A 25211-nucleotide genomic window follows, 5' to 3' on the forward strand; every position below is an offset into this window, starting at 1 on the left:
TTTATTTCCCCACTACCTGAATAATGATCAGGATCATCAATAACACCACTACACCGAGTGACATACTTGACGCGTATTCACGCAATGAACCTGTTTGACGGGCACTGGTAAAGCTATTACCACCTTTAACCAAAGCTGGAAGCACTAACCACAAACCATCAATCGGATCACGACCTAAAATTTTCGCGATGAGCAAATAGGGTTTAACAAACACGATGTCATAGAGTGCATCGAAACCAAAAGCCGTACGACAAATGTGTGCCAGACCAGAACCGAGTCCTGTTGCAGCAAAAGATTTAACCGCATTATATGCAAATACAAACAATGCAATTCCAATAACCAATCCAACAATCGCAACACCACTTGCCAGATGTTCAGCATGAGACACTGCTGCTTCTAATTGCTCAGGAATAGTGAATGCTGGAATGTTTGCCCCTGACAGTAGCTTTAAGACGGGTGCTTGAAGGAAATAACCCACACCTGTCGATAGAAATGCCAGAATTGCGAGTGGTCCCCAGTAAGTCACGCCATGAATGGCATGTGCTTCGGTTTTTTCTTCGCCAAAGAAGACTACCCAGATTAAACGGAAGGTATAAATCGAGGTGAGGAATGCACCAGCAACACCGACCCAGTACAAGGTATTGTAAAGCGGAAGGTTCGCAAGCGTAGACTGCGCGTATACAGCACCCAAAATTGCATCTTTTGAGAAGAAGCCAATCGTTACGATCGGAAGCGCAGCCAATGCACCACCACCAATCACAAAACACCAGAATACAAATGGGATCTTTTTACGCAGACCACCCATTTTGAAAATGTTCTGTTCGTGATGACATGCCAGAATCACTGCACCAGATGATAAGAACAGTAATGCTTTGAAGAATGCATGTGCCAACATATGGAACAGACCAGCCTGATAAGCTTCTGCACCCACAGCCATAAACATATAGCCGAGCTGACTCATAGTCGAGTAAGCCAAGATACGTTTGATATCGGTTTGAACCAGTGCCGCAAAACCTGCAACAAGGAGTGTCACTGCACCCGTGATTGAAATAAACTGCATCACAGCAGGCGCCATTTCGATCACTGTATGCATACGACTGGTTAAGTAAACACCCGCAGTAACCATCGTTGCCGCGTGAATCAATGCCGAAACTGGTGTTGGGCCTGCCATTGCATCAGCAAGCCATGTTTGTAATGGAATTTGTGCCGATTTACCTGCTGCACCCAAGAACAACATTAATGCGGTCCAGATCGAAAGTGATGAACTTTGAGTCATCACTGACGCTGCATTTTCCACAATGTACTGCGTGTTGAGCGTACCAAACTGTTGGTAAAGCAAGAAGAGTGCAATCAGCAAGAATACATCACCCACACGGGTCACTGTAAATGCTTTGATGGCAGCCCAGCCATTGGCAGGATTTGAGTAGTAAAAGCCAATCAATAGGTATGAACACAGACCTACACCTTCCCAACCCAAGAACAATAACGCAAGGTTATCACCCAATACCAACACCAGCATGCTGGCTACAAACAGGTTAAAGTAGGAGAAGAAACGTGCATAGCCCTCTTCACCACGCATATACCATGATGCAAAGATGTGGATCAGAAAACCAACGCCAGTAATCATGCCCATCATGAGCAATGATAAACCATCTAAATGCAAGGTAATGCCAGGTGCAAAGCCGCCGACATTAAACCATGTCCATAAATGCTGAACAAAAACAGGTTGACCACTGCTGGTAAATGCCAATCCCGCAAGAAGCGCAAATAATGCGGATAAACCAACTGAACCGACACCCACAATCGCGGCTACATTTTCAGAAAGTTTATCGCGCCCTGCCGCCAATAAAATAAAACCGATCAGCGGAAAAAGAATCGTTAAATATAAAGTACTCATCCACGCATCTCACTCGCAGCATCCACATCCAGATGGTGGAAGCGATGGTAAAACTGAAGGACGATCGCAAGACCGATACATGCCTCTGCCGCAGCAAGGGTCAAAATCAGAATAAACATGATCTGACCATCAGGTTGTGCCCAGACACTCCCCGCCAAAACGAATGCCAGTGCAGCAGCATTCATCATGATCTCAAGGCTCATCAACATAAACAATAAGTTGCGTCGCACCATTACACCGTAAAATCCCAGTGCAAAAAGAATGGTAGCAACAATCAAACCATGCTCTAAAGGAATATTACCCATTATTCTTGTCCCTCTGTTGCACTTGGTTCACGCTTACCTAAGTGGAATGCTGCAACAAGAGCTGCAAGCAATAACATTGCGGCAATTTCAACCAGTAATAGATAGTGGGTAAACAGTGCTTGACCAACAGCTTTTGGACCGATCACTTCACGTCCTAAAACATGTCCTGCTGTTGTATATTCACCGCTTAGCATCCAGACCAATGTCAGGCCAAGCAGAAAACTCATCAAAGCAGGAACAGCCCATGTTTCAGAGGTCAGCCATTTACGCTCCTGCTCTACAGTGTGGCGGCCCAAATTGAGCATCATCACCACAAATACAAACAAGACCATAATTGCACCAGCGTAAACAATGATCTCAAGTGCACCAGCAAATGGCGCACCCACAATCATGAAAATACCTGCAACAGCAAGCAGTGAAACAATCAAGCTTAATAAAGCATGTACTGGATTCGTGTTAGTCACAACACGAATCGTCGAGATAATGGCCACAAGAGCCATCAAATAAAATGGCCACATCATGGTAATAAACTCCGTACATCAATTGGTGCACTTTCTTTTTGTGCCTGACCTTTTTCTTTACCATCGATTGCCATACCAGCAACACGATAAAAGTTGTAATCAGGATATTTACCAGGACCAGAAATCAGTAAGTTTTCTTTTTCATAAACCAAATCCTGACGCACGTATTCGCCCAACTCAAAATCCGGCGTCATCTGGATGGCAGTGGTCGGACATGCTTCTTCACACATACCACAGAAGATACAACGTGAAAAATTGATACGGAAAAATTCAGGATACCAGCGACCGTCTTCTTTCTCTGCTTTTTGCAGTGAAATACAACCCACTGGACATGCCACCGCACAGAGGTTACACGCGACACAGCGCTCTTCCCCGTCCGGATCACGTGTCAAAACAATACGACCACGATAGCGAGGTGGTACAATTTCCTCTGCTGGTACTTCTGGATACAGAATTGTGTCACGTTTACGTGTAATGTGAGTGAAAACCATCCACAATGTACGAACGATTGACCCAACTCCAGCTAGAACTTTATACATTTTGTACTCCCTGCTGTCTTAGGCCTGATTCATCAGAATCACAGCACCAGTCACCATCAGGTTGACCAACGCCAGCGGCAAACAAACTTTCCAACCAAAATTCATCACTTGGTCATAACGTGGACGCATTAACGCACCACGTGCCAAAACAAACATCATGACAAAGAATGCTGTTTTTACAATGAACCAAAATACGGGTGGAATAAACGGTATCTCAAGGTTAAACGGTGCAAGCCAACCACCAAAGAACAACGTCACGATCAGTGCAGAAATCAGTACGATGTTGACATATTCAGCGACGAAGAACATGCCCCATTTCATACCGCCATACTCGACGTGATAACCCTCTGCCAGCTCTTGCTCGGCTTCTGGTTGGTCAAATGGATGACGGTGAGTCACCGCAACACCAGCAACCACAAAGATCATGAAACCAAGGAACTGCGGTACGATAAACCACATGTCGCGTTGCGCTTCTACAATTTCACGTAGATTAAATGAACCCGCAATTGCAACAACGCCCATTAGGGAAATCCCTAAAAAGACCTCATAAGAAATGGTCTGAGCAGCCGAACGTAAACCACCAAGTAATGAATATTTGTTGTTTGAAGCCCAACCACCAAATAAAACCGCATACACTGCAATACCAGCCATTGCCATAAAGAACAACAGACCAATACTCATATCCGCCACACCCAGTGTTGGGCTGACTGGAATCACGATAAATGACAGTACCGCAGTTGCCATTGCCACTGCTGGTGCCATACGAAACGTGAGTTTATCTGCAAATTTTGGTGTCCAGTCTTCTTTGAACATGATCTTGAGCATGTCTGCCACAATCTGAAACATACCGCCAGGACCTACACGGTTCGGACCATAACGGTCTTGCCACCATGCAAGTAGACGACGTTCAATAAATGACATTAATGCAGCAACCAGAACAACGACCAGTAAAATCACAATCGCCTGAATGACTGAATATGCAATTGGCCAGTTCTCTGCCCAGAGCGGTGTTTGACGCATAATTTCTTGATTCATGAATTATACTCCTACCGCAACAGACACAGGTTCGGCCATTGAGATTGTTGGTGCCAACCCAATTGGATAACCAATATAACCCGCTGGTAAATATTCAATCACCTGAACAGGTAAACGAACCGTTGTATCACCTGCTTGAACTTGAATACTTTCACCATCTTTCAAATTCAGACGCTCTGCATCCTGCTCCCCCACAGCAAAGGCTGCTTCTGGAATACGGGACTGCATCGCTGGTGTCTTAATGGTAAATTCACCAGAACCAAAAATGTGATGCATTGGAACCAGACGGAAGCTTTCTGGATTAACCAGTACTGCCGACGGTGCGACATAGCTACGTGCTGGACGTTTTGGTAAACGATCAAACAGACGGATGCCTGAATCACCACCTTTCAAATGACCACCGACTTCATCTTGATATTTATTCCAAGATTGTGGAGAGTTCCAACCTGGTGCCCAAGCAAATGGAACCAATGCTGATGCTTTTTGCGGCCCGACATAACCTTCCATCGAGAATGTTAATGCAGAGTCAACATCTACAGGCTGTTTTGGTTCATGTACAGATAATGGTGCGCGAAGTGCTGTACGACCAGAATAACGACGTGGTTCACGTGCAATTTTCAGACCATGAACACGATAACCCGCATCAGGTGCAACATCCTGAATTGCTTCTAGCACAGGCACATTTTTCACAACAGATTCAATCACGTCATCAAGTAAAGTCCAGTCAATTGACTTACCTTTCAGACTTGTTTCAATCGCATGTAACCAGCGCCATGATTCTTTGATCGCATATTCAGGCTTGTAATAACTTGGATCATAGACCTGATAGAAGCGTTGAGCACGGCCTTCCTGACTCACAACAGTACCGTCACCTTCAGCGAAGCTTGCTGCTGAAAGCACAATATCTGCCTGTTCCAAGGTCGCAGTCTGGCTATGATCAAGCACAATCACCGTTTCAGCTTTTTCAAGTGCAGCCTTAACACGTGCTTCAGGCAAGCGGCGGAACAGATCGTTTTCAACAATCACCATGACATCATAGTCATGCGCAAATGCTTGCTCTAAACTCAAGCCACCAAACAGTGCCAAGCCCATCGAGTTAACTTCTGGGACAGTCAGTGTCAGACCAGCGCGTTCACCCAAGTTCTGAGTGACCTGTGCTGCTGCTTCCATAATGGCAGGATCTTGTAGACTCGTACCCGAAATAACCAATGGTTTTTTCGCAGCTTTTAATGTGTCAGCAATTGTTTGAGCAAATGCTTTTGCATCATCTTCCAGACCCGTAATGGTCTCACCCTTCACTGCCGCAGCAATCGCAAATCCTAATCGCGCAATATCATTAGGCGATGCAACCACTTCGCCTGCAGCTACATCAGCTAAGCGGGTTTGTGTTGCAGCCAAGATATAGATCGGAGATTTTGCATCCTGACCGATACGCTGTACAGGTTCTGCTAGCCACTCTTGGGTACGACGATCTGCTGCCATTTGCTTGGCTTTGTTTTTAGCAGCCTGACGTACAGACAACGCCATACGTGGCGCAGTTTGAGTCAGATCTTCACCTAAAATCAAAACTGCATCGTAGCTTTCGATTTCACGCATGTTCGGGTTGTAAATTCCCTGTGTCTGCATGATCGATGCTGCAAGCTCAACCAGACGCTGTTCCTTCTGGGAAATACCAGTCGAATAGTTTTCCTGACCCACCAGCTCACGCAATGCATAATTTGATTCGAGGCTCGCTCGTGGTGAACCAATCCCCAGAACTTTCTTGCCTTGAATCTTGGCAATGACCTGATCCAGTGCCTGATCCACAGAAACTGTGGTCACTGCTTCACCGACACGGAACTGTGGCTGGCGTGGGCGATCTGCGCGATTGACATATCCCCCACCAAAGCGGCCTTTATCACACAAGAAGTACTGGTTGACTTCACCATTAAAGCGGTTTTCGATACGACGAAGCTCGCCATAACGCTCACCTGGAGAGATATTACAACCTGAAGAACAGCCTTGGCATACGCTTGGCGCATACTGCATGTCCCATTTACGGTTATAACGTTCAGAGTGAGTTTTATCGGTAAATACACCTGTTGGACACACTTCAGTCAAGTTACCCGAAAATTCAGACTCTAAAGTTCCTGATTCTGGACGACCAAAGTAAACACGTGATGCATTGGCATAGACACCAAAGTCAGTACCACCAGCGTAGTCATTGTAATAACGCACACAACGGTAGCATGCGATACAACGGTTCATTTCATGTGCAATAAACGAACCCAGCTCCTGATTGTAGTGGGTACGTTTAGTGAAACGATAGCGACGACGGTCATGACCTGTCATGACTGTCATGTCCTGTAAATGACAGTGACCGCCTTCTTCACACACTGGACAATCGTGTGGGTGGTTGGTCATTAAGAACTCAACCACCGACTCACGAAAATCAACCGCTTCTTTATCTTCAATTGAAATATAAGTATTGTCAGTTGCAGGCGTCATACATGACATGACCAGACGGCCACGCGTATCCTCAGGATTTGCATACTGAGTTACTGCACATTGACGACATGAACCCACAGAACCTAATGATGGATGCCAACAAAAATATGGAATATCAAGACCAAGTGATAAACAGGCCTGCAACAGGTTTTCTGATCCATCGACTTCGTAAGATTTTCCATCGACATGAATTGTAGCCATAGTCGAATTCCTTAAGCTTGTGCTACGTGGCTAGTTTGAACGACTGGGCTTTTTGCCACTTTCGCTTCAAACTCGCTACGGAAATATTTGAGTGCGCCCATCAGTGGCTCCATCGCACCTGGTGCGTGAGCACAGAAAGTCTTACCAATCCATAACTTTCGAGTCAGTTCCTGAAGATGCTGAATATCTTCCATCTTCCCTTCACCATTCTCGAGCGCTTTTAATGCTTTCACAGCCCAAGGCAAACCATCACGACAGGGTGTACACCAACCACATGATTCACGTGCAAAGAATTCTTCCAGATTACGTGTTGCTGAAACCATACATTGGGTTTCATCCACCACCATCAGCAAGCATGTTCCCAAACGAGAACCCGCCTTCATAATGCTTTCTGAATCCATAGGCAGATCAATGTGCTCAGCAGCCAAAAAGTCTGTTGATGCACCACCTGGTAACCATGCTTTCAGCTTTAATCCATCACGCATACCACCTGCATGCTCTTCAATCACTTCGCGCGCAGTTGTACCAAATGGAAGCTCCCATAAACCTGGGAATTTAACTTTACCCGATGCACCATAAATCTTGGTACCTGGGTCTTTTGACTTGCCAGCAGACAATCCGATATACCACTCAGGACCACGTAACATGATCGCTGGTAAGTTATTATAGGTTTCTACGTTATTGACGATGGTTGGACGACCCCAAGCACCTGCAACCTGTGGAAATGGTGGTTTGGTACGTGGGTTGGCACGACGGCCTTCCAGTGAGTTAATCAATGCAGTTTCTTCACCACAAATATAACGCCCCGCACCCGTATGGACGTAAAGCTCGAAATTCCAGCCTGTTCCAAGAATATTATCGCCAAGATAACCTTTGGCACGAGCCTGTTCCAGTGCTTCATTTAAGTACTGGGCAGCTTCAATATATTCACCACGGATAAAGATGTAACCCTGAGTCGCTTCAAGTGTATATGCTGCAATCAACATACCTTCAATCAGCTGGTGAGGTAACTTTTCCATCAATAGACGGTCTTTAAAAGTCCCTGGTTCCATTTCATCGGCATTACAAATCAGGTAGCGAGGACCACCATCATTTGGCGCCATCAATGACCATTTGATCCCGGCAGGGAAACCAGCACCACCACGGCCTTTGACTGTTGCGGCTTTTACGACATCAAGGACTTCAGCAGGTGTCATGCCAATGGCTTTTTTAAAACCTGCATAACCGTCTAGTGCTTCGTAATCATCAGCACTACGTACATGCTCCTGCTTACTCAAACGCCAAGTCAGCGGATGAGTTTCAGGGTTTCCGTCGCCATAAATCGGTTTTGGTTCAGTATTCATACATACTTCTCCAATAACTGTTTGACCGAAGATACATCAACTAAGCCATGTGTATCTTCATCAATCATTAAGGTTGGTCCTTTATCGCAATTTCCTAAACAGCAAATTGGCAATAATGTGAAGCGACCATCTGCTGTCGTTTGCCCATACTGGATTCCAAGCTCACGCTGGAATGCCTCTGCTAACGTTTCAGCACCCATGAGAAAACACGCGATCGAATCGCAGAGTAAAATCACATGACGGCCTACAGGCTGGCGGTAAATACGGTTATAGAATGTTGCTACACCTTCCAAATCAGCCACACTAATACTGAGCATTTGTGCAATCGCATTCATTTGCGCATCATCGACCCAGCCATTACGACGCTGAACACATTTCAACGCATCTAAAGATGCAGCGCGTGGATAAGGATAGTGATGAATGTGATGTTCAATTTCATGAATTTCATCAGCAGTCAAAATTCCTTCAACATTCACACGAGGTTTTTTATCAGTCAAAATCATCATCATCGTTTACCCCTAGCGATCCACGTCAGCCATAACCACGTCAATGGTCGCCAAATAAATGATCAAGTCCGAAACCAGACTACCATTAATCACCGAAGGCATTTGCTGCAAGTGGGTGAAGGTTGGCGTACGAATACGTGTACGATAGCTCATGGTTGACTTGTCAGATGTGAGGTAATACGTGCTCGCACCTTTTACAACCTCAGTCATGAATGATGCTTCACCCGCAGGCATTACTGGACCCCAAGATACACTTAAGAAGTGTGTGATCAAGGTTTCAATATCTTGTAATGTCTTGTCTTTTGGCGGTGGAACAGCCAATGGGTGATCCGCTTTATAAGGGCCTGATGGCATGTTATCCAGACATTGCTGAATAATTTTTAATGACTCCGTGATTTCACGGAAATGCACCATGACACGTGCATAGGCATCGCCTTCATACTCAAGCGGCACATCAAAATCAAAGTTTTCATAGCCGCTATAAGGACGATATTTACGTACGTCAAAATCAATACCTGTTGCACGTAAACCAGTTCCTGTCACACCCCAAGCCAATGCCGATTTTGCATCATACTGGGCAACATTACGGGTACGACCAATAAACACCGAATTTTTCAGCGCTGCCGTGTGGTATTCGTTTAGACGTTTTGGCATCCACTCGAGCAGTTCCTTCACCAGCTTATGCCAGTTATTTGGAAGATCGTGAGCGGTACCACCAATACGGAACCATGCTGGATGCATACGGTAACCTGTAATGGCTTCTACGATGTCATACACTTTCTGACGGTCTGCAAACATATAGAATACAGGTGTCATACCACCCGCATCCTGAATCGCTGTACCGCAGAACAACAAGTGGTTATTGATACGGAACAATTCGTTCAACATGACACGAATCACTTGTGCACGCTCAGGCACTTTAATGCCTGCTAGCTGCTCAACTGCCATCACATACGGCATGTTTTGCGCACAACCACCCAAGTAATCGACACGGTCGGTATAAGGAATGAAAGAATGCCATGTTTGACGTTCAGCCATCTTTTCCACACCGCGGTGGTGATAACCAATATCGGGCACACAGTCTTTGACTTCTTCACCATCAAGCTGCAAGACCACACGGAATGCACCATGCGCAGATGGATGGTTTGGACCCAAGTTCAAGAACATAAAGTCTTCATCGGCGTTACCGCGCTTAAGACCCCAGTCTTCAGGCACAAAACGCAAATGTTCCTGTTCAAAATCCTGCTTCGCCTGATTCTGCATGTACGGCGTATATTCGGTCGCACGCGCAGAATACTCTTTACGAAGTGGATGACCTTCCCAATAGGTTGGCAACAAAATACGACGGAGCATCGGATGCCCTTCGAAATTGATTCCAAACATATCGTAGGCTTCACGTTCGTACCAGTTGGCGTTTGGCCAAATATTGGTCGCGGTTGGAATGTTTAAATCACTCTCGTTCAATGCAACCTTGATACGGATATCACTATTGCGCTCTAACGATAATAAATGATAGAAAACAGTGAAATCTGAAGCAGGTAAACCATCACGATGTACACGTAAACGCTCGTCCATTGCAGACAAGTCAAATAACATGACATAAGGACGGTCTACTTTACGTAGAAACATCAAAACTTCTTGTACGCGTGAGCGCTCAACCCAGACCGTTGGAAACTCTTCGCAAGTCGTTTGCACATAGAAGTTCTCACCGAATTTGGTTTTGAGTTCTTCTACAATTGCAAATGCTGGGCGTGAATCAACAGGGGTTGATTCTGGCATAGCAATGTCAGTTTCAGCCATTGGTTTGGCTTCCTATTTAATACAAATTCTTTTTTGGTTTTTGACAACCATGCTCAACATAGAGATGGAAAATCAAAAAAATTATTTAATTTCATCCATAGATCGTAAGTTTTTCACTGCAATCCGTTCAGCATTTTTTCGGTCACGTTCTGGCATCATCTTTGGCTTATATACTGGCTGAAGATCATCACCAATGACGGCTGATAATGGACGACGCTCAAGCTGAATTTGATCTTGCAAGAGCATAAGTGCCTGAATGAGTGCTTCTGGACGAGGAGGACATCCTGGAACATACACATCAACAGGAATGATTTTATCAACACCCTGTACGACAGAATAAATATCGTACATACCACCTGAGTTTGCACATGCACCCATGGAAATAACCCACTTCGGCTCAAGCATTTGTTCGTACAAACGCTGGATAACAGGTGCCATTTTGACAAAGCACGTTCCTGCAACAATCATCAGGTCAGCCTGACGAGGTGAAGCACGAATTACCTCAGCTCCAAAACGTGATAAATCATGCACACCCGTCAAGGTTGTTGCATATTCTACGTAACAGCAAGAAGTACCAAAGTTAAAAGGCCAAACCGAATTTTTTCGGCCCCAGTTCACTACGTTATGCAATACATCTTCAAGGCGAGTCATAAATACATTTTTATTGACTTCTTCCTGAAGTGGATCGTTCACAACTTGGCGTTCTTGTAATGGATATTGATTAGCATCCGGATTCGCACGGGTTAATGTATATTTCATCCCGAGTTACTCCTGTTTAGATGACGGTGCTGTCGATGTTTTGGATTTCATTCGACCAGAGGATTGTGCAGGGATATGACCAGTTGGATCGATGACCAACTCTTCAATTGAATTGAATCGCGTGATCTCTGCAATATTCATATTAGGAGAACCGATTTTAGGTTTAATTCCTGCTGCTTTACGACGATCTGACGGAGACCAAGTTAAGGCGCCTGTTGCAAAGACATAAATCAATGCAATAAGAAGATCTACAACAAAAATAACCATCGTGGTAAAGCCCATCCACCCGACTTCACGCACAGATGTTGCCCATGCATAAAGATAAAGTGCTTCAAGGTCGAACACGACAAAGAAAATTGCAACCAAATAGAATTTTGCAGATAAACGAATGCGAGCACCACCTGCGCTCACCACACCCGATTCAAACTGTTCCTGCTTCGCACGTCCCCATGATTTACCCCCTAGGAGTAAGGGAACAGTAAGCATAAAAACGCACAGAAATGTAACGCCGATCACGAAGGCAATAATTGCCCAATCGTATGGAGTAATGGCACTCATGCGGGGATAACTCCTGGCAGGCCTATTATTTAACAAAGAAATGTATGTTTAGGTCTTGGAAACGCACCAAACACAAAATTAATCCCGCCAATTGTACCTGATTTCGCTTTTCTCTTTCTAGTTCAAGCCTCTTAGCCTTTAGCATGGTTTTTATACATTTTTTTGACACAACATGGTTCAATCCCAACACCCACGTAGATCATCGATTTATTAAATCATTTATCACTTTATGATTATTTTTTTCTTTATTTGAAAAAAATCATGTCTTAAACCCAGATTCCGTAAATTTATAGCAAGAGCTCATGACATTTACAAATTGCACCACTATAGCGCAAGCATAATAAATTTAAATGATGATCATTTACCACTATGATAAATTATACTTAAATGCGTCCACGGCACAAATGTATCATTTTTTGTTCGAGCGGCATTGTTTTAGAGTGGTCATACTCACGCTATTGAACAATTATCCCAAGAAAGAAATCAAGTACGGTATTAAACTAAACAGTCAGATCGAAATCATGTCTTTAGCCTTATATAACCTGTTTCAATTCAGTAACATGCTTTAATTAACTTTATACAGATCAATTCGAACTGATGTGTATGCTAATAACAATGTATAAGGAGTAAAAGAATGAATCTTGAATATACCCATAAACCTAATTATTTCTTTTATGCGCAATTATTTATTCGCCATATAGAAACTTATATACAAAAACATCCTGATGTCCTTCATGCTACCTTTGAGTTGAGCGATATTTATGATTTATTTCGTCAAGATTATGCATCATCAACCACCAATCTCGACAGTATCCTAAATATTGCCGATGAATACAAAGTTGAAACTTTAAATAGTGGTGATCAGAAGCTAATTACCCATTATAAAATTGATGCAGAAAACAATTCACTCACCATTGATTTTGATGAAGATGCCGCTAAAAGTTTACAGCAAGGTAAATCTTTAGTTGCACCAGATGCGAACCAGTACGAATAACTTTTAAAATTTAAAAAACAAGGCAGTTTATCGCTGCCTTGTTTTTTTGTTCTATATCGATTTTTTCTTTTTACTATTTTCATTAAAACGTTTTGCAGGCCACTGCATCACAAAGCGGGCGCCGCCTAATTCTGGACTTTCATCTACCTGGATGGTTCCACCAAACCAATAGGCAATACGACTCACAATCGAAAGCCCCAAACCATAGCCGCCAGAAGCACGTGTACGACTATCATCTAAACGAGCAAATGCTTCAAATACTCTCGCGCGATCTTCTTCAGCAATACCCGCACCATCGTCTTCCACACAGATAAATGCATGACCATCTGGATGAATTCCACCAGAAATTCGCACCTTATCATTGCAGTAACGCACGGCATTACCTACCAGATTTTGAACCACACGATGCAAATAACGACGCTCTGCATCGACCATAACATAAGTGGGCGGTGGAATGAGTTCAATTTCTTTTTGGGTTTTGAGTGCTTCAGTTTCAATGGCTACCTGATTAAGCAGATCGACCAGTATGATCTCTTCAAAATCAAGCGAAGGTGTACCCTGCTCCAACTTGGCATAGGTCATGATTTCATCAATTAAGGTATTCAGTGCCTCAATATCACGGTCAATCATTTCCATTTGCTGAATACGATAATTGTAGTCATCTTCTTCAGCGAGCATTTCCATTCCAAAACGAATACGTGCAACAGGTGTTCTTAGTTCATGGGAAACTGCACGCATCAACTCACGTTGTGCCTCAATCAAACGCTGAATATGATCCGACATATTATTATAACTTGATGCCAGATTTGCCATTTCATCACTTCCCTCAATCGGGACACGTAATGATAAATCACCAGACTTCATGCGGTTGAGTGCATAACGTACCTGACGAATCTTTCGTTCAAGTGGTAAAATTAAACCATAAACACCCAGACTAAGCAGAAACAAACTAAATAAGGTAATTCCAGCAGAGAGTTGAAATGGCATCCAGTTGAATAATGGCACAGGCCCGAGTACCAAAGCTTGCATTGGATTGTTTGGCATGGGTGAGATAATCGAAATCGTGGTTCCACGAATGGTCGCATTATCTTTATAGAGCATCACACTTTGATCCTGACGTAAACGCCCGATCTGCTCCGAGTCCAAATTCAAATCTTTAACATCATAAATATTAATTGGATAAGAAAAATATTTCTGAATTTTTTGAACGTATTGTTTTTCCTGTCCAGGATAAAAAATCAGATAATCCAGGATAAAAATAGGCAGCGCCTTCATTTGACGCTCACCAATTTTATCTACCTTAATATAAAGGAAGTGTTTTGGATCATCCTTTAAGCCAATGACCACATAAGCAATTGAGGTTTCAGCATCATAACGAACAACTGATTTTTGCTCATCCAGACGTTTCTTCTCTGTACGTGATAACTCGATTTTGCTGGCATCGATATAATAGATGGGCAACTCAAGTAGATCAGAGGCATCTGATATCCAGTCTAATTTTTGTTGTTTTGTAGGCTGCCGAGCAATTCCTTCACCAATGACATAAGAAATGCCATCGGTCAATGATTCACGATATTCTTGAGCACGCTGGTAGTTAATAATCTGTACAAGTAAGTAGCCAAATAAAGCAACCAACATGACCAGAACGACCAAGCCTGCATAAATGCGCAAAAAAATACTGTGTTTAAACACTCGATCAGCCTTAAATGGAAGTTTTACTCATCACCATTACTTGCTTTTACAAGCCATTGGTTTCCTTCACAAACAAGTAACCTTTACTGCGCACAGTTTTGATACGTTTTGGATTTTCAGGATCATCACCAATTTTTGGACGAATACGTGAAATACGAACGTCAATCGAACGATCTTGACCATCATATTCAATGCCACGAAGACGCTCAAAAATATCTTCACGCGATAGGATCCGGCCCGCGTTTGAAGCGAGTAACCACAATAAATCATATTCGGCACTGGTAAAATCGACCAGCTCGCCATTTAAAGTTACCGAACGACCACCATTATCAATGACTAAATCATCAAATTCGATACGTTGAGCAACTTCATCCTCAACAGTCTTGTCTGTACGACGCAACAAAGCACGAATTCGTGCCAGTAATACACGTGGCTGAACAGGTTTAGCAACATAGTCATCTGCACCCATTTCCAGACCCAAAACCTGATCCATATCTTCAGTTCTGGCTGTAAGCATCAAAATCGGCTGATGATAATGTGGACGCACTTCACGACAAACCGTTAAGCCGTCTGCACCTGGCAACATCACATCAAGTACGACCAAATCAGGCTGTTCACTAATAATGCGACGAATGGCGCGATTACCGTCAGTTTCAACACCCACTTCCAATCCGTTACGGATTAAATATTCTTGTGTCAGACGTGCCAGACGCTCATCATCTTCAACAATTAAAATCTTGGGTAACTTTTCTTCTTGGCTCATACTTTTGCCCCTATGATCTATTGGAGTGTATCTATCAAAATCCAGCAGATACACTGACTTAATAGATTGCAATATACACACGTTTACATTGTAAACAAGTCCTCGTTCACCAAACTGATACATCTCGGTTGCATTTTGTTGCATTTTTATTAAGTGTTGAATTTTCAGATGTTTTTAATCTGATTTTAGTCACAGATTACAAGTTCGCCAATCGTCGGTTAGTACGTCCAAATATTAAACAAATTATTTCATTGATCGAAATACAGTAGCCTAAATGTTTGTTTTTTGAGTTATCCACAAACTTATCTATACGCAATTTTCAGGCTCTTTGTTATGCTATGCATCGCAGAATCATGCACATATCAAATGAAAAAAGAATTAAAGAAAAGTCAAGATTGATATCAAGCTTAAATTCCCGTATCTTGTGCCTATAAACAATATTAACCACTAAGTCTTGTGTTTATCCCTCAAACATCGTGCACAAAATTGCCCGGTTCAAACGGTCCATGAACATAACTACAGATGATAATGGAGCTATGCTGACATGAGCGTAATCACTTCAACTCCTGGACAACTTCAGGTGATTAAACGCAATGGAGAAGTTGCTACCTTTGATGCAGAAAAAATTTCTGTTGCGATTGGAAAAGCATTTTTGGCTGTTGAAGGTCAGCAGAGTGCCGACTCAAGTCGCATTCATGACCGAATCAGTCAGTTAACCGAAATGGTGTTAAACACCTTTAATCGCCGTTTACCTTCTGGCGGAACCATTCATATTGAAGAAATTCAGGATCAGGTTGAACTTGCGCTGATGCGTACAGGCGAGCATAAAATTGCACGTTCTTATGTCATCTATCGTGAGCAACGCAGTAACGCACGTCAACAGTCTGGTGCCAACCACCACCCTACGCTACAAATCACAGATGCCCAAGGTCAATTGCAACCCCTTGATCTAGATGCACTTAAAGCAACTGTAGAAAAAGCGGCAGAAGGTCTGGAAGGTATTGAAATTCAGGCGATTGTAGAAGAAACCGTCAAAAATCTTTATAACGGCGTGAAAGTCAGCGATATTGCCACCACCATGATGATGGCAACCCGTACCCGTATTGAACACGAGCCAAACTACACCTATGTCACTGCACGTTTATTACGTAATGAGCTTGTGGCTAAAGGTCTTGAGTTCTTAGGTCTGTCTGAAGATACCGCAGAAAATGATGCGCTTGAGACGTTCTTAAAAAAAGGTGTGGAACTTGAGCTTTTAGACCCTGAGCTTCTCAACTTTGATTTGGCGACTCTTGCTGCTGCGATCCAACCAGAGCGTTCAAACCAATTTACTTACTTGGGTTTACAAACGCTATACGACCGTTACTTCATTCACTCTGATGGTGTTCGTTACGAATTACCACAATTATTTTTCATGCGTGTGTCGATGGGTCTTGCGATCAACGAAGACAACCGCGAAGAACGTGCGATTGAGTTTTATAACTTGCTGTCAAGCTTTGACTACATGGCTTCGACACCAACCCTGTTTAACTCAGGTACATTGCGTCCACAATTATCAAGCTGTTACCTCACCACTATTGGTGATGATCTGTACAACATCTATGGTGCCATCCGTGACAACGCGATGCTGTCTAAATGGGCAGGTGGTTTAGGGAATGACTGGACACCAGTACGCGCTTTAAACTCCTACATCAAAGGGACTAATGGTAAATCTCAGGGTGTAGTTCCATTCCTGAAAGTTGCCAATGACACGGCTGTTGCAGTGAACCAAGGTGGTAAGCGTAAAGGTGCAGTCTGTGCATACCTTGAAACTTGGCATCTCGACATCGAAGAATTTCTTGAGCTGCGTAAAAACACAGGTGATGACCGTCGTCGTACTCACGATATGAATACTGCAAACTGGCTTCCAGACTTATTCATGCAACGTGTATTTGAGGATGGTGAATGGACACTATTTACCCCTTCAGAAGTGCCAGACCTACATGACCTGACTGGCGAAGAATTTGCACAGCGTTATGCATATTATGAGTCTATAGCGAAAGAACAGAACTTGCTGCATAAGAAAGTTCGTGCACAAGATTTATGGCGCAAAATGCTTTCTATGTTGTTTGAAACAGGCCATCCTTGGATTACTTTCAAAGATGTATGTAACCTGCGTTCACCACAACAGCACGTCGGTGTGGTTCACTCATCAAACTTGTGTACAGAAATCACCCTTAACACCAGCGATGATGAAATTGCAGTATGTAACTTAGGTTCGATTAATTTGGTCCAACACGTACAAGGCGGTGTTCTTGATCGTGACAAGTTAGCACGTACCATCAAAACAGCGGTACGTATGCTCGACAACGTGATCGATATCAACTACTACGCTGTACCACAGGCGAAAAACTCAAATCTTAAGCATCGTCCAGTTGGTATGGGCATCATGGGCTTCCAAGATGCACTTTATGAAATGAACATGGCTTATGGTTCTGATGAGGCGGTTAATTTTGCTGATGAATCGATGGAAGTGATCAGCTACTATGCGATCCAGACATCAAGTGATTTGGCAATCGAACGTGGCGTTTACTCGACATTTAAAGGTTCATTGTGGGATCAAGGTATCCTGCCAATTGACTCGTTAGATATCGTGGCTAAATCACGTCCTGAGCGCATGTTTGAAGTTGATCGTACACAGCGCCTGGACTGGGATACCCTACGCAATAAAGTCCAAAAAGACGGTATGCGTAACTCGAATGTCATGGCGATTGCACCAACGGCAACCATTTCAAACATTTGTGGTGTATCTCAATCGATTGAACCCACTTTCCAGAACTTGTATGTAAAATCAAACTTGTCTGGTGAGTTTACAGTGATCAACCCTTACCTTGTACGTGCGTTAAAAGAACGTGGTTTGTGGGATACTGTAATGGTGAATGACCTGAAACACTTTGAAGGTTCGGTACAAAAAATTGCCCGTATTCCTGAAGAATTAAAGGCAATCTTTGCAACTGCATTTGAAGTTGAACCACGCTGGATTGTAGATGCTGCTTCTCGTCGTCAAAAGTGGATTGATCAGGCACAATCTTTGAATCTGTACATTGCAGGCGCAAATGGTAAGAAACTAGATATCACCTATAAAATGGCGTGGTTACGTGGTCTTAAAACAACTTACTATCTCCGTGCATTAGGTGCAACATCTGCCGAGAAATCAACCATCAACACAGGTGCATTGAATGCAGTAAAACCAACAACTGTCGCAGCACCAGTTGCTGCCGTCGCTCAGGAAACTAAACCAGAAGTGACAGCAGAAGATGGTTTCACCACAGCAGCACCAGTACCTATGGCTTGCTCAATCGACAATCCAGATTGTGAAGCGTGTCAGTAAGACACCATAAAGGAAATATCAGAATCTGATATTTCCTTCTACGAGAGCGGGGTAAAAATCATGTTACATCTGAGTCATAACTACACATTAGGCTTGATGGTACTGATTTTTGCCTTCGTTTTCTTTTACGCACCGATGGTTTACGCTTTTTTTAAAATTCGTAAACAGCAGCGTAATCAAAATAAGTAGTGGGGATATCTGTTCTAATGAATAATTTTAGAACATCTATCGACAAAACTTAATTTTGCTTACACATAATAAGCGTATAGTAATGGCATCTTCGTAGAAAGGTGTCGATAACGATATTAACAACGAAGAGAGAATTGAGATGTCTATCCTGAGTTGGGACGATTTAGAAGATGATTCGCAAAAACCGGCTGCACATGAACACAAGCCTGCGCCCGTCGATACGCAAAAAGCGCCAGCTGCGCCGTTGGTATCTGATGCAGAGCCATCATCGCCGCGTGTGGCAACTGCACAATCCTCTGGAACCGATTCCATGCGATCAACAGATCCAACCGATCCGGTGGCTCGAGCATCTGAGTCCCTAAAACATCTGGACATTACGGCTGGTCTGCAAGAGATTGAAACTGGTGCCGCACGTGTACAGGTTGATGATAAAGCCATGATCAACTGCCGTGCAGACTTAAACCAGCTTGTACCATTTAAATACGAATGGGCTTGGCAGAAGTATCTGGATGGTTGCGCCAACCACTGGATGCCACAAGAAGTTAACATGAACCACGACATCGCACTCTGGAAGTCTGAAAATGGCTTAACCGAAGATGAACGTGTGATTGTAAAACGTAATCTTGGCTTCTTCTCTACTGCAGACTCACTGGTTGCAAATAATCTGGTTCTTGCGATCTATCGCCTCATTACCAACCCCGAATGCCGTCAGTATATTTTGCGTCAGGCATTTGAAGAAGCCATTCATACACATGCATACCAGTACTGTATCGAATCTTTGGGTATGGATGAAGGCGAAATCTTCAATATGTATCACGAGATTCCAAGTGTTGCACGCAAAGCAGCATGGGGCTTGAAATATACACAATCTTTGAGCGATCCAAAGTTTGAAACAGGAACCCCTGAAACAGATCAGCAGCTTTTGCGTAACCTGATTGCATTCTACTGCGTACTTGAAGGGATCTTCTTCTATTGTGGCTTTACTCAAATTTTGAGTATGGGCCGTCGTAATAAGATGAATGGTGTTTCTGAGCAATTCCAGTACATCTTGCGTGACGAATCAATGCATGTAAACTTCGGGATCGACATGATCAACCAGATCAAGATCGAAAACCCGCACTTGTGGACAGCAGAGTTCCAACAAGAAGTGATTCAGATGATTGTGGAAGGTACATTACTTGAAATCGAATATGCACGTGACACCATGCCACGTGGTGTATTAGGTATGAATGCTGCCATGATGGAAGAGTACTTGAAGTTTATCTGTAACCGCCGTTTGGCACAGCTTGGTTTGCCAGAGCAATATCGTGGCGTGAACAACCCATTTCAGTGGATGTCTGAAATGATGGACTTACGTAAAGAGAAGAATTTCTTCGAAACGCGCGTAACAGACTATCAGACAGGTGGCGCTTTGAGTTGGTGAAATAAGTTATTGATAATATTCAAAAAAACCGTCTTTTAATAGGCGGTTTTTTCATACTTAATTTCTTAGTTATTTAAAATGATCAAGATCATCCTGAATTAACCTTTCATTTTAACCAGTCAAATCTTTGACTGTAGCGGTTGTCCCATTATTTTTAACAGACTCAATTCCCTTATCACGAGACTGTTCAGATGCATAAAACTGACTGGTTCCAATCACCTGATGATTGGCTGCCTTTAAATTAAAATAAGGTTTGTCATTTTTTGCAACTAAACGCTCGTATCGCGCGTCATCTGAACTATTTTTTTGTACAGATGCAATTCCATTTTCTGCCGATGCTTTGGCTTTATACAGCTCGCTCGTCAAAATAATTTCACCATTTCCCGCTTTTAACACAAAACGATATTGCCCATCTTTTGCCTGACTAATTTCGTACCAACCTGACATCAGCTATCCCCTGTTATTATGAGTTTCGTATTTTTTTTAAACAATGTATTCAAAATATAAAAGATTTTAATGATAGATAAAAGTCTATATTTATACTTTTCACTTCTCTTTTTTAGATATTATTTTCAGTGACCGTTTTTAAAATTTGCGAAAAATTACGTTTCCATTAAAACCAAGACTATCTTCTACACGTTGCCTCTGTATTGCAGCCAAATCCGAAAGATTAAAATAAGCGTACTCTGAGTGCTCGTGACTCAACTGAATTTTATGCTCTCGCGGTAACTTGCAGCGAAAGATACTCACATGCGCATCGATATCGGAATGCAAATAAATGCCCGTAAGGATAGCATTTTCAATATCAACGCCTAGTTCCTCCAAGCACTCACGCTGTAACCCCTCAAAAATTGTTTCTTGTGGATCAATAGCTCCCCCTAGCAATCCCCAAGCCAAATGACCATACGTAGCCTTAAGCAGTAAAATTTGTCCCTGTGGATTAATAATTACCGCATGTGCCCCTACACGATATCGGTCTAAAAATGCCATGAATACTCCTGCAATAAAAAAGGGAGTTGTACTCCCTCTTCATCTGTTTATGCTTTTTTAACAAATTCAGATTTCAGCTTGATTTGTCCAATGCCATCAATCTTACAATCGATATTATGTCCATCGGATGAATCTGGAACCAAACGAATATTTTTTACTTTGGTTCCAACTTTTACCACAGAAGAAGAACCCTTGATTTTCAAATCCTTAATTACGGTGACAGGATCACCATCGGCGAGTATATTTCCGTTTGCATCTTTAATGATTTCATTTTCATCAAGCGCAGCAGCTTCCCCTTCTTTCCATTCGTAAGCACATTCAGGGCAAATCAATAAGTCATTATCTTGATAGGTATATTCTGACTGACATTTAGGACAATGTGGTAAAGACATTAAAAAACTCGAAAAGCATTATTATGCCGTGAATTGTCTTTTTTTTCAAAAAATTGAAAAGAATTCTAAAATGGAAGCTTGATATCAACCAGCTTCCAAGATAAGCCATCACGATGCAAAATAAACTGAATTTCCTGCGATTGTTCTGTTAGTAAAGTCACTTCAAACTGGCTAAAGGATTCATAATGCCCAGAGTAATCAAGTCTGACTGATGGGGTTTGCTCAATGGGATGATCGGTAGACGCAGAATCTAGAGGCCGAGAAAAAGATATACTTTGTTTTAACTCTTTGCCTTGTAGCAATAACGCAACTCCCTCGGGAGTCAGTGTAAAATCAACAACTTTATCAATCAGCTTTGTTGCAAATACGCGGCTTAAGATGTGAAGCGGATCTTCAGGGTGAGCTTCTTGTACTTCAAGCACCCTTAAATGGATCCGTTGTTTTAAATTATTTTGAAGCATCGGAAAATCGATATATTGAGCAAGATGCTTAGCATCGTTATTCTGAACAGCTTGCTGAATCTGATATGCCACCCAATAAGGTGAAGCGAATACATAAAATAAAAATAAAAACAGTACGACCATCAATAGAGATGTTAATTGTTTCATATTCAGTTGATGTATCCTATTTGAACAATGCAGATTTGTCTTATCAAGAAGCTTAATCAGGAATTTCGGCATTCACCAGTAAGCCTAACAGATGTAAAGATTGTTGCCATCCCAAATAACATGCTTCAACGGGAATCGCATAGGGAATACCAGATTGGGTAATATAGACTTCTGCTCCAACACTTACAGGCTGTATTTCTATCGTTACTTCAATCTGGCCAGATAATGCTGGATGATCAAAATGATCATTGTAACGAATCAAGTGATTTGGAATCAGCTTGATATAAGTTCCACCAAAAGAATGCGAGCTTCCTGTTGAAAAATTGGTAAATGACATCTGATATTGTCCACCCTCTTTGGCTTCAAAGGAATGTACTTTGGCCGTAAATCCATTGGGAGCTATCCATTTCACAAGCGCATCTGGTTCCAGAAAAGCACGATATACGCGCGACGGAGGTGCATTAAATATACGATGTAGTCTCACCATTCCCATCCCTGTTCTCCTTTTATAATAATTATGATTTGAACACTGGCAAAACGGATAACATCCTGTAGATCATGCTGCCCAGTTTATATAAAGTACCCAATACTGCTTCGATCAGGCACTTTGCTAATATCTAAGAGGATTTAGTTTTGTAAGGGTTCATCATCTTCATATTCGTACAGGTAACTCATACAGCCCCAGCCATCGTAATCGCCACCAAAATCCTGCGCAATATGGGTAAACCACTGTTCCAAATCCTGAATGTCATCATATTCGGGCGTCATGGTCACATGAATGTTAAGCACCCACAGATCAGAACCCTCTGTATGCTGGTCTTCTTGAAATAAAGACACTTTTTGTTCTTGGTGCAAAAGATGTAACGCACATTTTTCGATATCTGACTGTTCTTTAAATACAATTGAAAATTCGAACTCATGTGGTTCGTTTAAATCGTTGCCATCTTCGACCATTTGCCAAAGCACATTGCCATTATCATCATCTGGAAAAAGTTCATAGTTACGGCTCATGTATATGTCCTTGTTATGATGGTTTGAAAATAATTTTAATTCTAGCTTAACTTAATTTTATGTCAGTTTTATCACTTAGATACTTTTTATTACTCGAATTTGTGTCAGATCATTTTTAGAGATTTTTTAAAATGGAACTGTGGCTACAATGTCTAAAGGTTGCTGGGTAAATGGCTGGATGAATTTGAGTGAAGTCGCATGTAACGCCATACGCTTTAAGGCAAATTTGGCAGGTTCAGGATGATAAAGCTTATCTCCCATAATTGGATGACCAATATGCTGCATATGTACACGAAGCTGATGGGAGCGACCAGTAATCGGTTCAAGCTGAATTCGGGTTTGATTGAATGCTGCATTATAATCAAGTGGCTGATAGCATGTCTTTGCTGCTTTACCTTCTACAAAATCAATTTTTTGTTTAGGTCGATTCGGCCAGTCTGTGATTAAAGGTGCTTCAACCATTCCTTGTGCCTGCACCTCTCCATCAACCAAAGCAATATAATATTTTTGGATACATCGTGTTTGAAACAATTTGCTGATCGCGATTTCTGCACGGCGATGTTTAGCAAACATCAATAGTCCAGAAGTTGCCATATCCAGACGATGTGTCACTCGCGCCAATGGATATTGCTGCCGTATTCTTAGATAAGCACTGTCCTGATGTTCGGGTAAGCGCCCCATCACAGACAGCAAGCCAGCAGGCTTATCTATCACAATCAGGTCATCATCTTCATAGACCATACACATAGGGTCTTGCGGTGGCATGTATACAAAGTTAGTGCTCATTGATTGATACAGTTCATGGGAAATCAAAATCGTCGCGCAACATAGCAATGGCACATTCAGGTGTCAATCATACGGCCTAGAATTTCATTGCCTCCAGACTTGGATACAGATTGAAGGCAAAGGCTGATTTTTTGAAAGAAATAGCGCAAAATAGTTTGAATAATTCTATACACAATTCAGGTTAGACGTTTTATGAATGATTTGGCGTTTACTTCATTCACCCTTATTGGTGTCGATGCACAAAAATTCTTGCAAGGACAAGTCCTGCTTCATATTGAACGCCTCGCAGAAAATACGACGCGTTATACAGGAATTTGTGATCTTAAAGGACGTATCCACTTTGGTTTATGGATCACCAAACTCAATCCTGAAGAATTCCAGATTGTAACCACCCAAGATCAGGCCGAAGATTTTGCCCTACATATTAAAAAATATGGCGCATTTTCTAAAATGAAGCTTGAGAAAACGGGAACAGTTTATCCAACAGTTACAGGCATCCAGACTGAATTTTCAAATAGCGAAACAGATATCAATGCATGGCAACTCCAGGCCATTGAATCTGGTCAGGCATGGATTAGCAAGCTGACCGAACATGAGTTTCAGCCACAAGAATTACGCCTGCATCAGCGTGATGGCGTCGACTATGACAAAGGATGTTATCTGGGACAGGAAATTGTCGCTCGTTTATGGTTCAAGGCAAAACCCAAGCACTGGCTACATCTGGTATTAGGCGATGGCGAAGTGCCTGTATCCGCAACTAAATTGAATAATGATGTTGAAGTGGTTAATAGTATTGCTATAGCGTCAGGTTATAAAGCGTTGGTGATTGCCAAACCTGCTGCACTTGAGGAATTAAGCCTCACTGTACTTGATTTGCCCGAAGCATTAAGCGCCGATGTGGCTCGTCCTCAATAACAGATATGATGTATTGAGCTCGAATTAAGCCTTCAAATTTGAAGGCTTTTTTATATCCAGATCATTGAGATATAATCAAACAGTTACTAAAAACATTGTGCCGTGCTATTTAAACTTATCATGTAAG

Annotated in this window: 25 protein-coding genes; 5 read left to right on the plus strand and 20 right to left on the minus strand. The window is 42.5% G+C overall.

The features are described 5' to 3' along the window. Position 1 precedes the first annotated feature (1 nt). The 11 genes from nuoL to ndhC all read right to left on the minus strand — a co-directional run bounded on the left by nuoL (position 2) and on the right by ndhC (position 11951). Entirely contained in the window at positions 2-1897 is a 1896-nt protein-coding gene (nuoL, locus tag F952_RS03925) for an NADH-quinone oxidoreductase subunit L (protein WP_004922500.1), read from the minus strand. Further along, entirely contained in the window at positions 1894-2202 is a 309-nt protein-coding gene (gene nuoK / locus F952_RS03930) for an NADH-quinone oxidoreductase subunit NuoK (RefSeq protein ID WP_004922503.1), read from the minus strand. Before nuoK ends, nuoL begins: the two co-directional genes overlap by 4 nt. Next, positions 2202-2720, minus strand: a complete 519-nt coding sequence (gene nuoJ, locus F952_RS03935) for an NADH-quinone oxidoreductase subunit J (protein WP_171056903.1) — start codon at positions 2718-2720, stop codon at positions 2202-2204. The genes nuoK and nuoJ overlap by 1 nt, the downstream gene beginning before the upstream one ends. After that, positions 2720-3262 (minus strand): NADH-quinone oxidoreductase subunit NuoI, encoded by a 543-nt coding sequence (gene nuoI, locus F952_RS03940; RefSeq protein ID WP_004922508.1) that lies wholly within the window; start codon positions 3260-3262, stop codon positions 2720-2722. The genes nuoJ and nuoI overlap by 1 nt, the downstream gene beginning before the upstream one ends. A gap of 18 nt (positions 3263-3280) precedes the next feature. Continuing rightward, entirely contained in the window at positions 3281-4297 is a 1017-nt protein-coding gene (nuoH, locus tag F952_RS03945; protein WP_004922510.1) for an NADH-quinone oxidoreductase subunit NuoH, read from the minus strand. Between the two features lie 3 nt (positions 4298-4300). Continuing rightward, positions 4301-6985, minus strand: a complete 2685-nt coding sequence (gene nuoG, locus F952_RS03950) for an NADH-quinone oxidoreductase subunit NuoG (protein WP_004922513.1) — start codon at positions 6983-6985, stop codon at positions 4301-4303. An 11-nt stretch (positions 6986-6996) separates the two neighbouring features. Beyond that, positions 6997-8328 carry an NADH-quinone oxidoreductase subunit NuoF gene (nuoF, locus tag F952_RS03955; RefSeq protein ID WP_004922516.1) on the minus strand — a complete coding sequence of 444 codons (1332 nt, stop codon included), beginning with the start codon at positions 8326-8328 and terminating at the stop codon, positions 6997-6999. Beyond that, positions 8325-8834: an NADH-quinone oxidoreductase subunit NuoE gene (gene nuoE, locus F952_RS03960; RefSeq protein WP_026056894.1), complete on the minus strand. Its 510-nt coding sequence runs from the start codon at positions 8832-8834 to the stop codon at positions 8325-8327. Before nuoE ends, nuoF begins: the two co-directional genes overlap by 4 nt. Positions 8835-8846: 12 nt before the next feature. Further along, positions 8847-10634: an NADH-quinone oxidoreductase subunit C/D gene (nuoC, locus tag F952_RS03965; protein ID WP_004922523.1), complete on the minus strand. Its 1788-nt coding sequence runs from the start codon at positions 10632-10634 to the stop codon at positions 8847-8849. 81 nt (positions 10635-10715) lie between these two features. Further along, a complete protein-coding gene (locus F952_RS03970) occupies positions 10716-11393 on the minus strand; it encodes a NuoB/complex I 20 kDa subunit family protein (protein ID WP_004922528.1) in 678 nt (225 codons plus the stop codon). Between the two features lie 6 nt (positions 11394-11399). Continuing rightward, positions 11400-11951, minus strand: a complete 552-nt coding sequence (gene ndhC, locus F952_RS03975) for an NADH-quinone oxidoreductase subunit A (protein WP_004922530.1) — start codon at positions 11949-11951, stop codon at positions 11400-11402. A 634-nt stretch (positions 11952-12585) separates the two neighbouring features. Between ndhC and F952_RS03980 the strand changes: the two genes are divergently transcribed. Further along, entirely contained in the window at positions 12586-12945 is a 360-nt protein-coding gene (locus tag F952_RS03980; RefSeq protein ID WP_004922532.1) for a hypothetical protein, read from the plus strand. A gap of 51 nt (positions 12946-12996) precedes the next feature. On the opposite strand, the gene bfmS is transcribed toward F952_RS03980, so the two are convergent. Then, positions 12997-14637 carry a sensor histidine kinase BfmS gene (gene bfmS / locus F952_RS03985; protein ID WP_004922536.1) on the minus strand — a complete coding sequence of 547 codons (1641 nt, stop codon included), beginning with the start codon at positions 14635-14637 and terminating at the stop codon, positions 12997-12999. Between the two features lie 46 nt (positions 14638-14683). Beyond that, positions 14684-15400, minus strand: a complete 717-nt coding sequence (bfmR, locus tag F952_RS03990; RefSeq protein ID WP_000076440.1) for a response regulator transcription factor BfmR — start codon at positions 15398-15400, stop codon at positions 14684-14686. A 544-nt stretch (positions 15401-15944) separates the two neighbouring features. Here bfmR and F952_RS03995 point away from each other — a divergent pair. From F952_RS03995 to F952_RS04000, 3 genes are all read left to right on the plus strand, one after another. After that, a complete protein-coding gene (locus F952_RS03995) occupies positions 15945-18770 on the plus strand; it encodes a ribonucleoside-diphosphate reductase subunit alpha (protein WP_004922541.1) in 2826 nt (941 codons plus the stop codon). Positions 18771-18827: 57 nt separating this feature from the next. Continuing rightward, entirely contained in the window at positions 18828-18959 is a 132-nt protein-coding gene (locus F952_RS16655; protein WP_171056900.1) for a preprotein translocase subunit YajC, read from the plus strand. A gap of 139 nt (positions 18960-19098) precedes the next feature. Beyond that, positions 19099-20382, plus strand: coding sequence for a ribonucleotide-diphosphate reductase subunit beta (locus F952_RS04000; RefSeq protein ID WP_004922544.1), 1284 nt, complete (start codon positions 19099-19101; stop codon positions 20380-20382). Positions 20383-20493: 111 nt separating this feature from the next. On the opposite strand, the gene F952_RS04005 is transcribed toward F952_RS04000, so the two are convergent. From F952_RS04005 to F952_RS04035, 7 genes are all read right to left on the minus strand, one after another. Then, entirely contained in the window at positions 20494-20829 is a 336-nt protein-coding gene (locus F952_RS04005; RefSeq protein ID WP_004922547.1) for a YegP family protein, read from the minus strand. A 138-nt stretch (positions 20830-20967) separates the two neighbouring features. Next, positions 20968-21372, minus strand: coding sequence for an NUDIX hydrolase (locus tag F952_RS04010; protein WP_004922550.1), 405 nt, complete (start codon positions 21370-21372; stop codon positions 20968-20970). A 47-nt stretch (positions 21373-21419) separates the two neighbouring features. Continuing rightward, a complete protein-coding gene (locus F952_RS04015; RefSeq protein ID WP_004922554.1) occupies positions 21420-21764 on the minus strand; it encodes a zinc ribbon domain-containing protein YjdM in 345 nt (114 codons plus the stop codon). A 65-nt stretch (positions 21765-21829) separates the two neighbouring features. Further along, entirely contained in the window at positions 21830-22372 is a 543-nt protein-coding gene (locus F952_RS04020; protein ID WP_004922558.1) for a DUF2939 domain-containing protein, read from the minus strand. A gap of 52 nt (positions 22373-22424) precedes the next feature. After that, a complete protein-coding gene (locus tag F952_RS04025; protein ID WP_004922562.1) occupies positions 22425-22865 on the minus strand; it encodes an SRPBCC family protein in 441 nt (146 codons plus the stop codon). A gap of 134 nt (positions 22866-22999) precedes the next feature. Beyond that, positions 23000-23383, minus strand: coding sequence for a ribonuclease E inhibitor RraB (locus F952_RS04030; protein ID WP_004922565.1), 384 nt, complete (start codon positions 23381-23383; stop codon positions 23000-23002). 126 nt (positions 23384-23509) lie between these two features. Further along, positions 23510-24169 (minus strand): RluA family pseudouridine synthase, encoded by a 660-nt coding sequence (locus F952_RS04035; RefSeq protein ID WP_011182124.1) that lies wholly within the window; start codon positions 24167-24169, stop codon positions 23510-23512. A gap of 192 nt (positions 24170-24361) precedes the next feature. Between F952_RS04035 and ygfZ the strand changes: the two genes are divergently transcribed. Continuing rightward, positions 24362-25084 (plus strand): CAF17-like 4Fe-4S cluster assembly/insertion protein YgfZ, encoded by a 723-nt coding sequence (gene ygfZ / locus F952_RS04040; RefSeq protein WP_004922569.1) that lies wholly within the window; start codon positions 24362-24364, stop codon positions 25082-25084. The last annotated feature ends 127 nt before the right edge of the window (positions 25085-25211 follow it).

It is taken from the genome of Acinetobacter baylyi DSM 14961 = CIP 107474 (genome assembly GCF_000368685.1).
In the GTDB taxonomy this organism is placed as follows: domain Bacteria; phylum Pseudomonadota; class Gammaproteobacteria; order Pseudomonadales; family Moraxellaceae; genus Acinetobacter; species Acinetobacter baylyi.

Coding starts and splice junctions, on each gene's coding strand:
- nuoL (WP_004922500.1), bottom strand. CDS start 1,897: ATGAGTACTTTATATTTAACGATTCTTTTTCCGCTGATCGGTTTTATT.
- nuoK (WP_004922503.1), bottom strand. CDS start 2,202: ATGGGTAATATTCCTTTAGAGCATGGTTTGATTGTTGCTACCATTCTT.
- nuoJ (WP_171056903.1), bottom strand. CDS start 2,720: ATGTGGCCATTTTATTTGATGGCTCTTGTGGCCATTATCTCGACGATT.
- nuoI (WP_004922508.1), bottom strand. CDS start 3,262: ATGTATAAAGTTCTAGCTGGAGTTGGGTCAATCGTTCGTACATTGTGG.
- nuoH (WP_004922510.1), bottom strand. CDS start 4,297: ATGAATCAAGAAATTATGCGTCAAACACCGCTCTGGGCAGAGAACTGG.
- nuoG (WP_004922513.1), bottom strand. CDS start 6,985: ATGGCTACAATTCATGTCGATGGAAAATCTTACGAAGTCGATGGATCA.
- nuoF (WP_004922516.1), bottom strand. CDS start 8,328: ATGAATACTGAACCAAAACCGATTTATGGCGACGGAAACCCTGAAACT.
- nuoE (WP_026056894.1), bottom strand. CDS start 8,834: ATGATGATTTTGACTGATAAAAAACCTCGTGTGAATGTTGAAGGAATT.
- nuoC (WP_004922523.1), bottom strand. CDS start 10,634: ATGGCTGAAACTGACATTGCTATGCCAGAATCAACCCCTGTTGATTCA.
- F952_RS03970 (WP_004922528.1), bottom strand. CDS start 11,393: ATGAAATATACATTAACCCGTGCGAATCCGGATGCTAATCAATATCCA.
- ndhC (WP_004922530.1), bottom strand. CDS start 11,951: ATGAGTGCCATTACTCCATACGATTGGGCAATTATTGCCTTCGTGATC.
- F952_RS03980 (WP_004922532.1), top strand. CDS start 12,586: ATGAATCTTGAATATACCCATAAACCTAATTATTTCTTTTATGCGCAA.
- bfmR (WP_000076440.1), bottom strand. CDS start 15,400: ATGAGCCAAGAAGAAAAGTTACCCAAGATTTTAATTGTTGAAGATGAT.
- F952_RS03995 (WP_004922541.1), top strand. CDS start 15,945: ATGAGCGTAATCACTTCAACTCCTGGACAACTTCAGGTGATTAAACGC.
- F952_RS04000 (WP_004922544.1), top strand. CDS start 19,099: ATGTCTATCCTGAGTTGGGACGATTTAGAAGATGATTCGCAAAAACCG.
- F952_RS04005 (WP_004922547.1), bottom strand. CDS start 20,829: ATGTCAGGTTGGTACGAAATTAGTCAGGCAAAAGATGGGCAATATCGT.
- F952_RS04010 (WP_004922550.1), bottom strand. CDS start 21,372: ATGGCATTTTTAGACCGATATCGTGTAGGGGCACATGCGGTAATTATT.
- F952_RS04015 (WP_004922554.1), bottom strand. CDS start 21,764: ATGTCTTTACCACATTGTCCTAAATGTCAGTCAGAATATACCTATCAA.
- F952_RS04020 (WP_004922558.1), bottom strand. CDS start 22,372: ATGAAACAATTAACATCTCTATTGATGGTCGTACTGTTTTTATTTTTA.
- F952_RS04025 (WP_004922562.1), bottom strand. CDS start 22,865: ATGGGAATGGTGAGACTACATCGTATATTTAATGCACCTCCGTCGCGC.
- F952_RS04030 (WP_004922565.1), bottom strand. CDS start 23,383: ATGAGCCGTAACTATGAACTTTTTCCAGATGATGATAATGGCAATGTG.
- F952_RS04035 (WP_011182124.1), bottom strand. CDS start 24,169: ATGAGCACTAACTTTGTATACATGCCACCGCAAGACCCTATGTGTATG.
- ygfZ (WP_004922569.1), top strand. CDS start 24,362: ATGAATGATTTGGCGTTTACTTCATTCACCCTTATTGGTGTCGATGCA.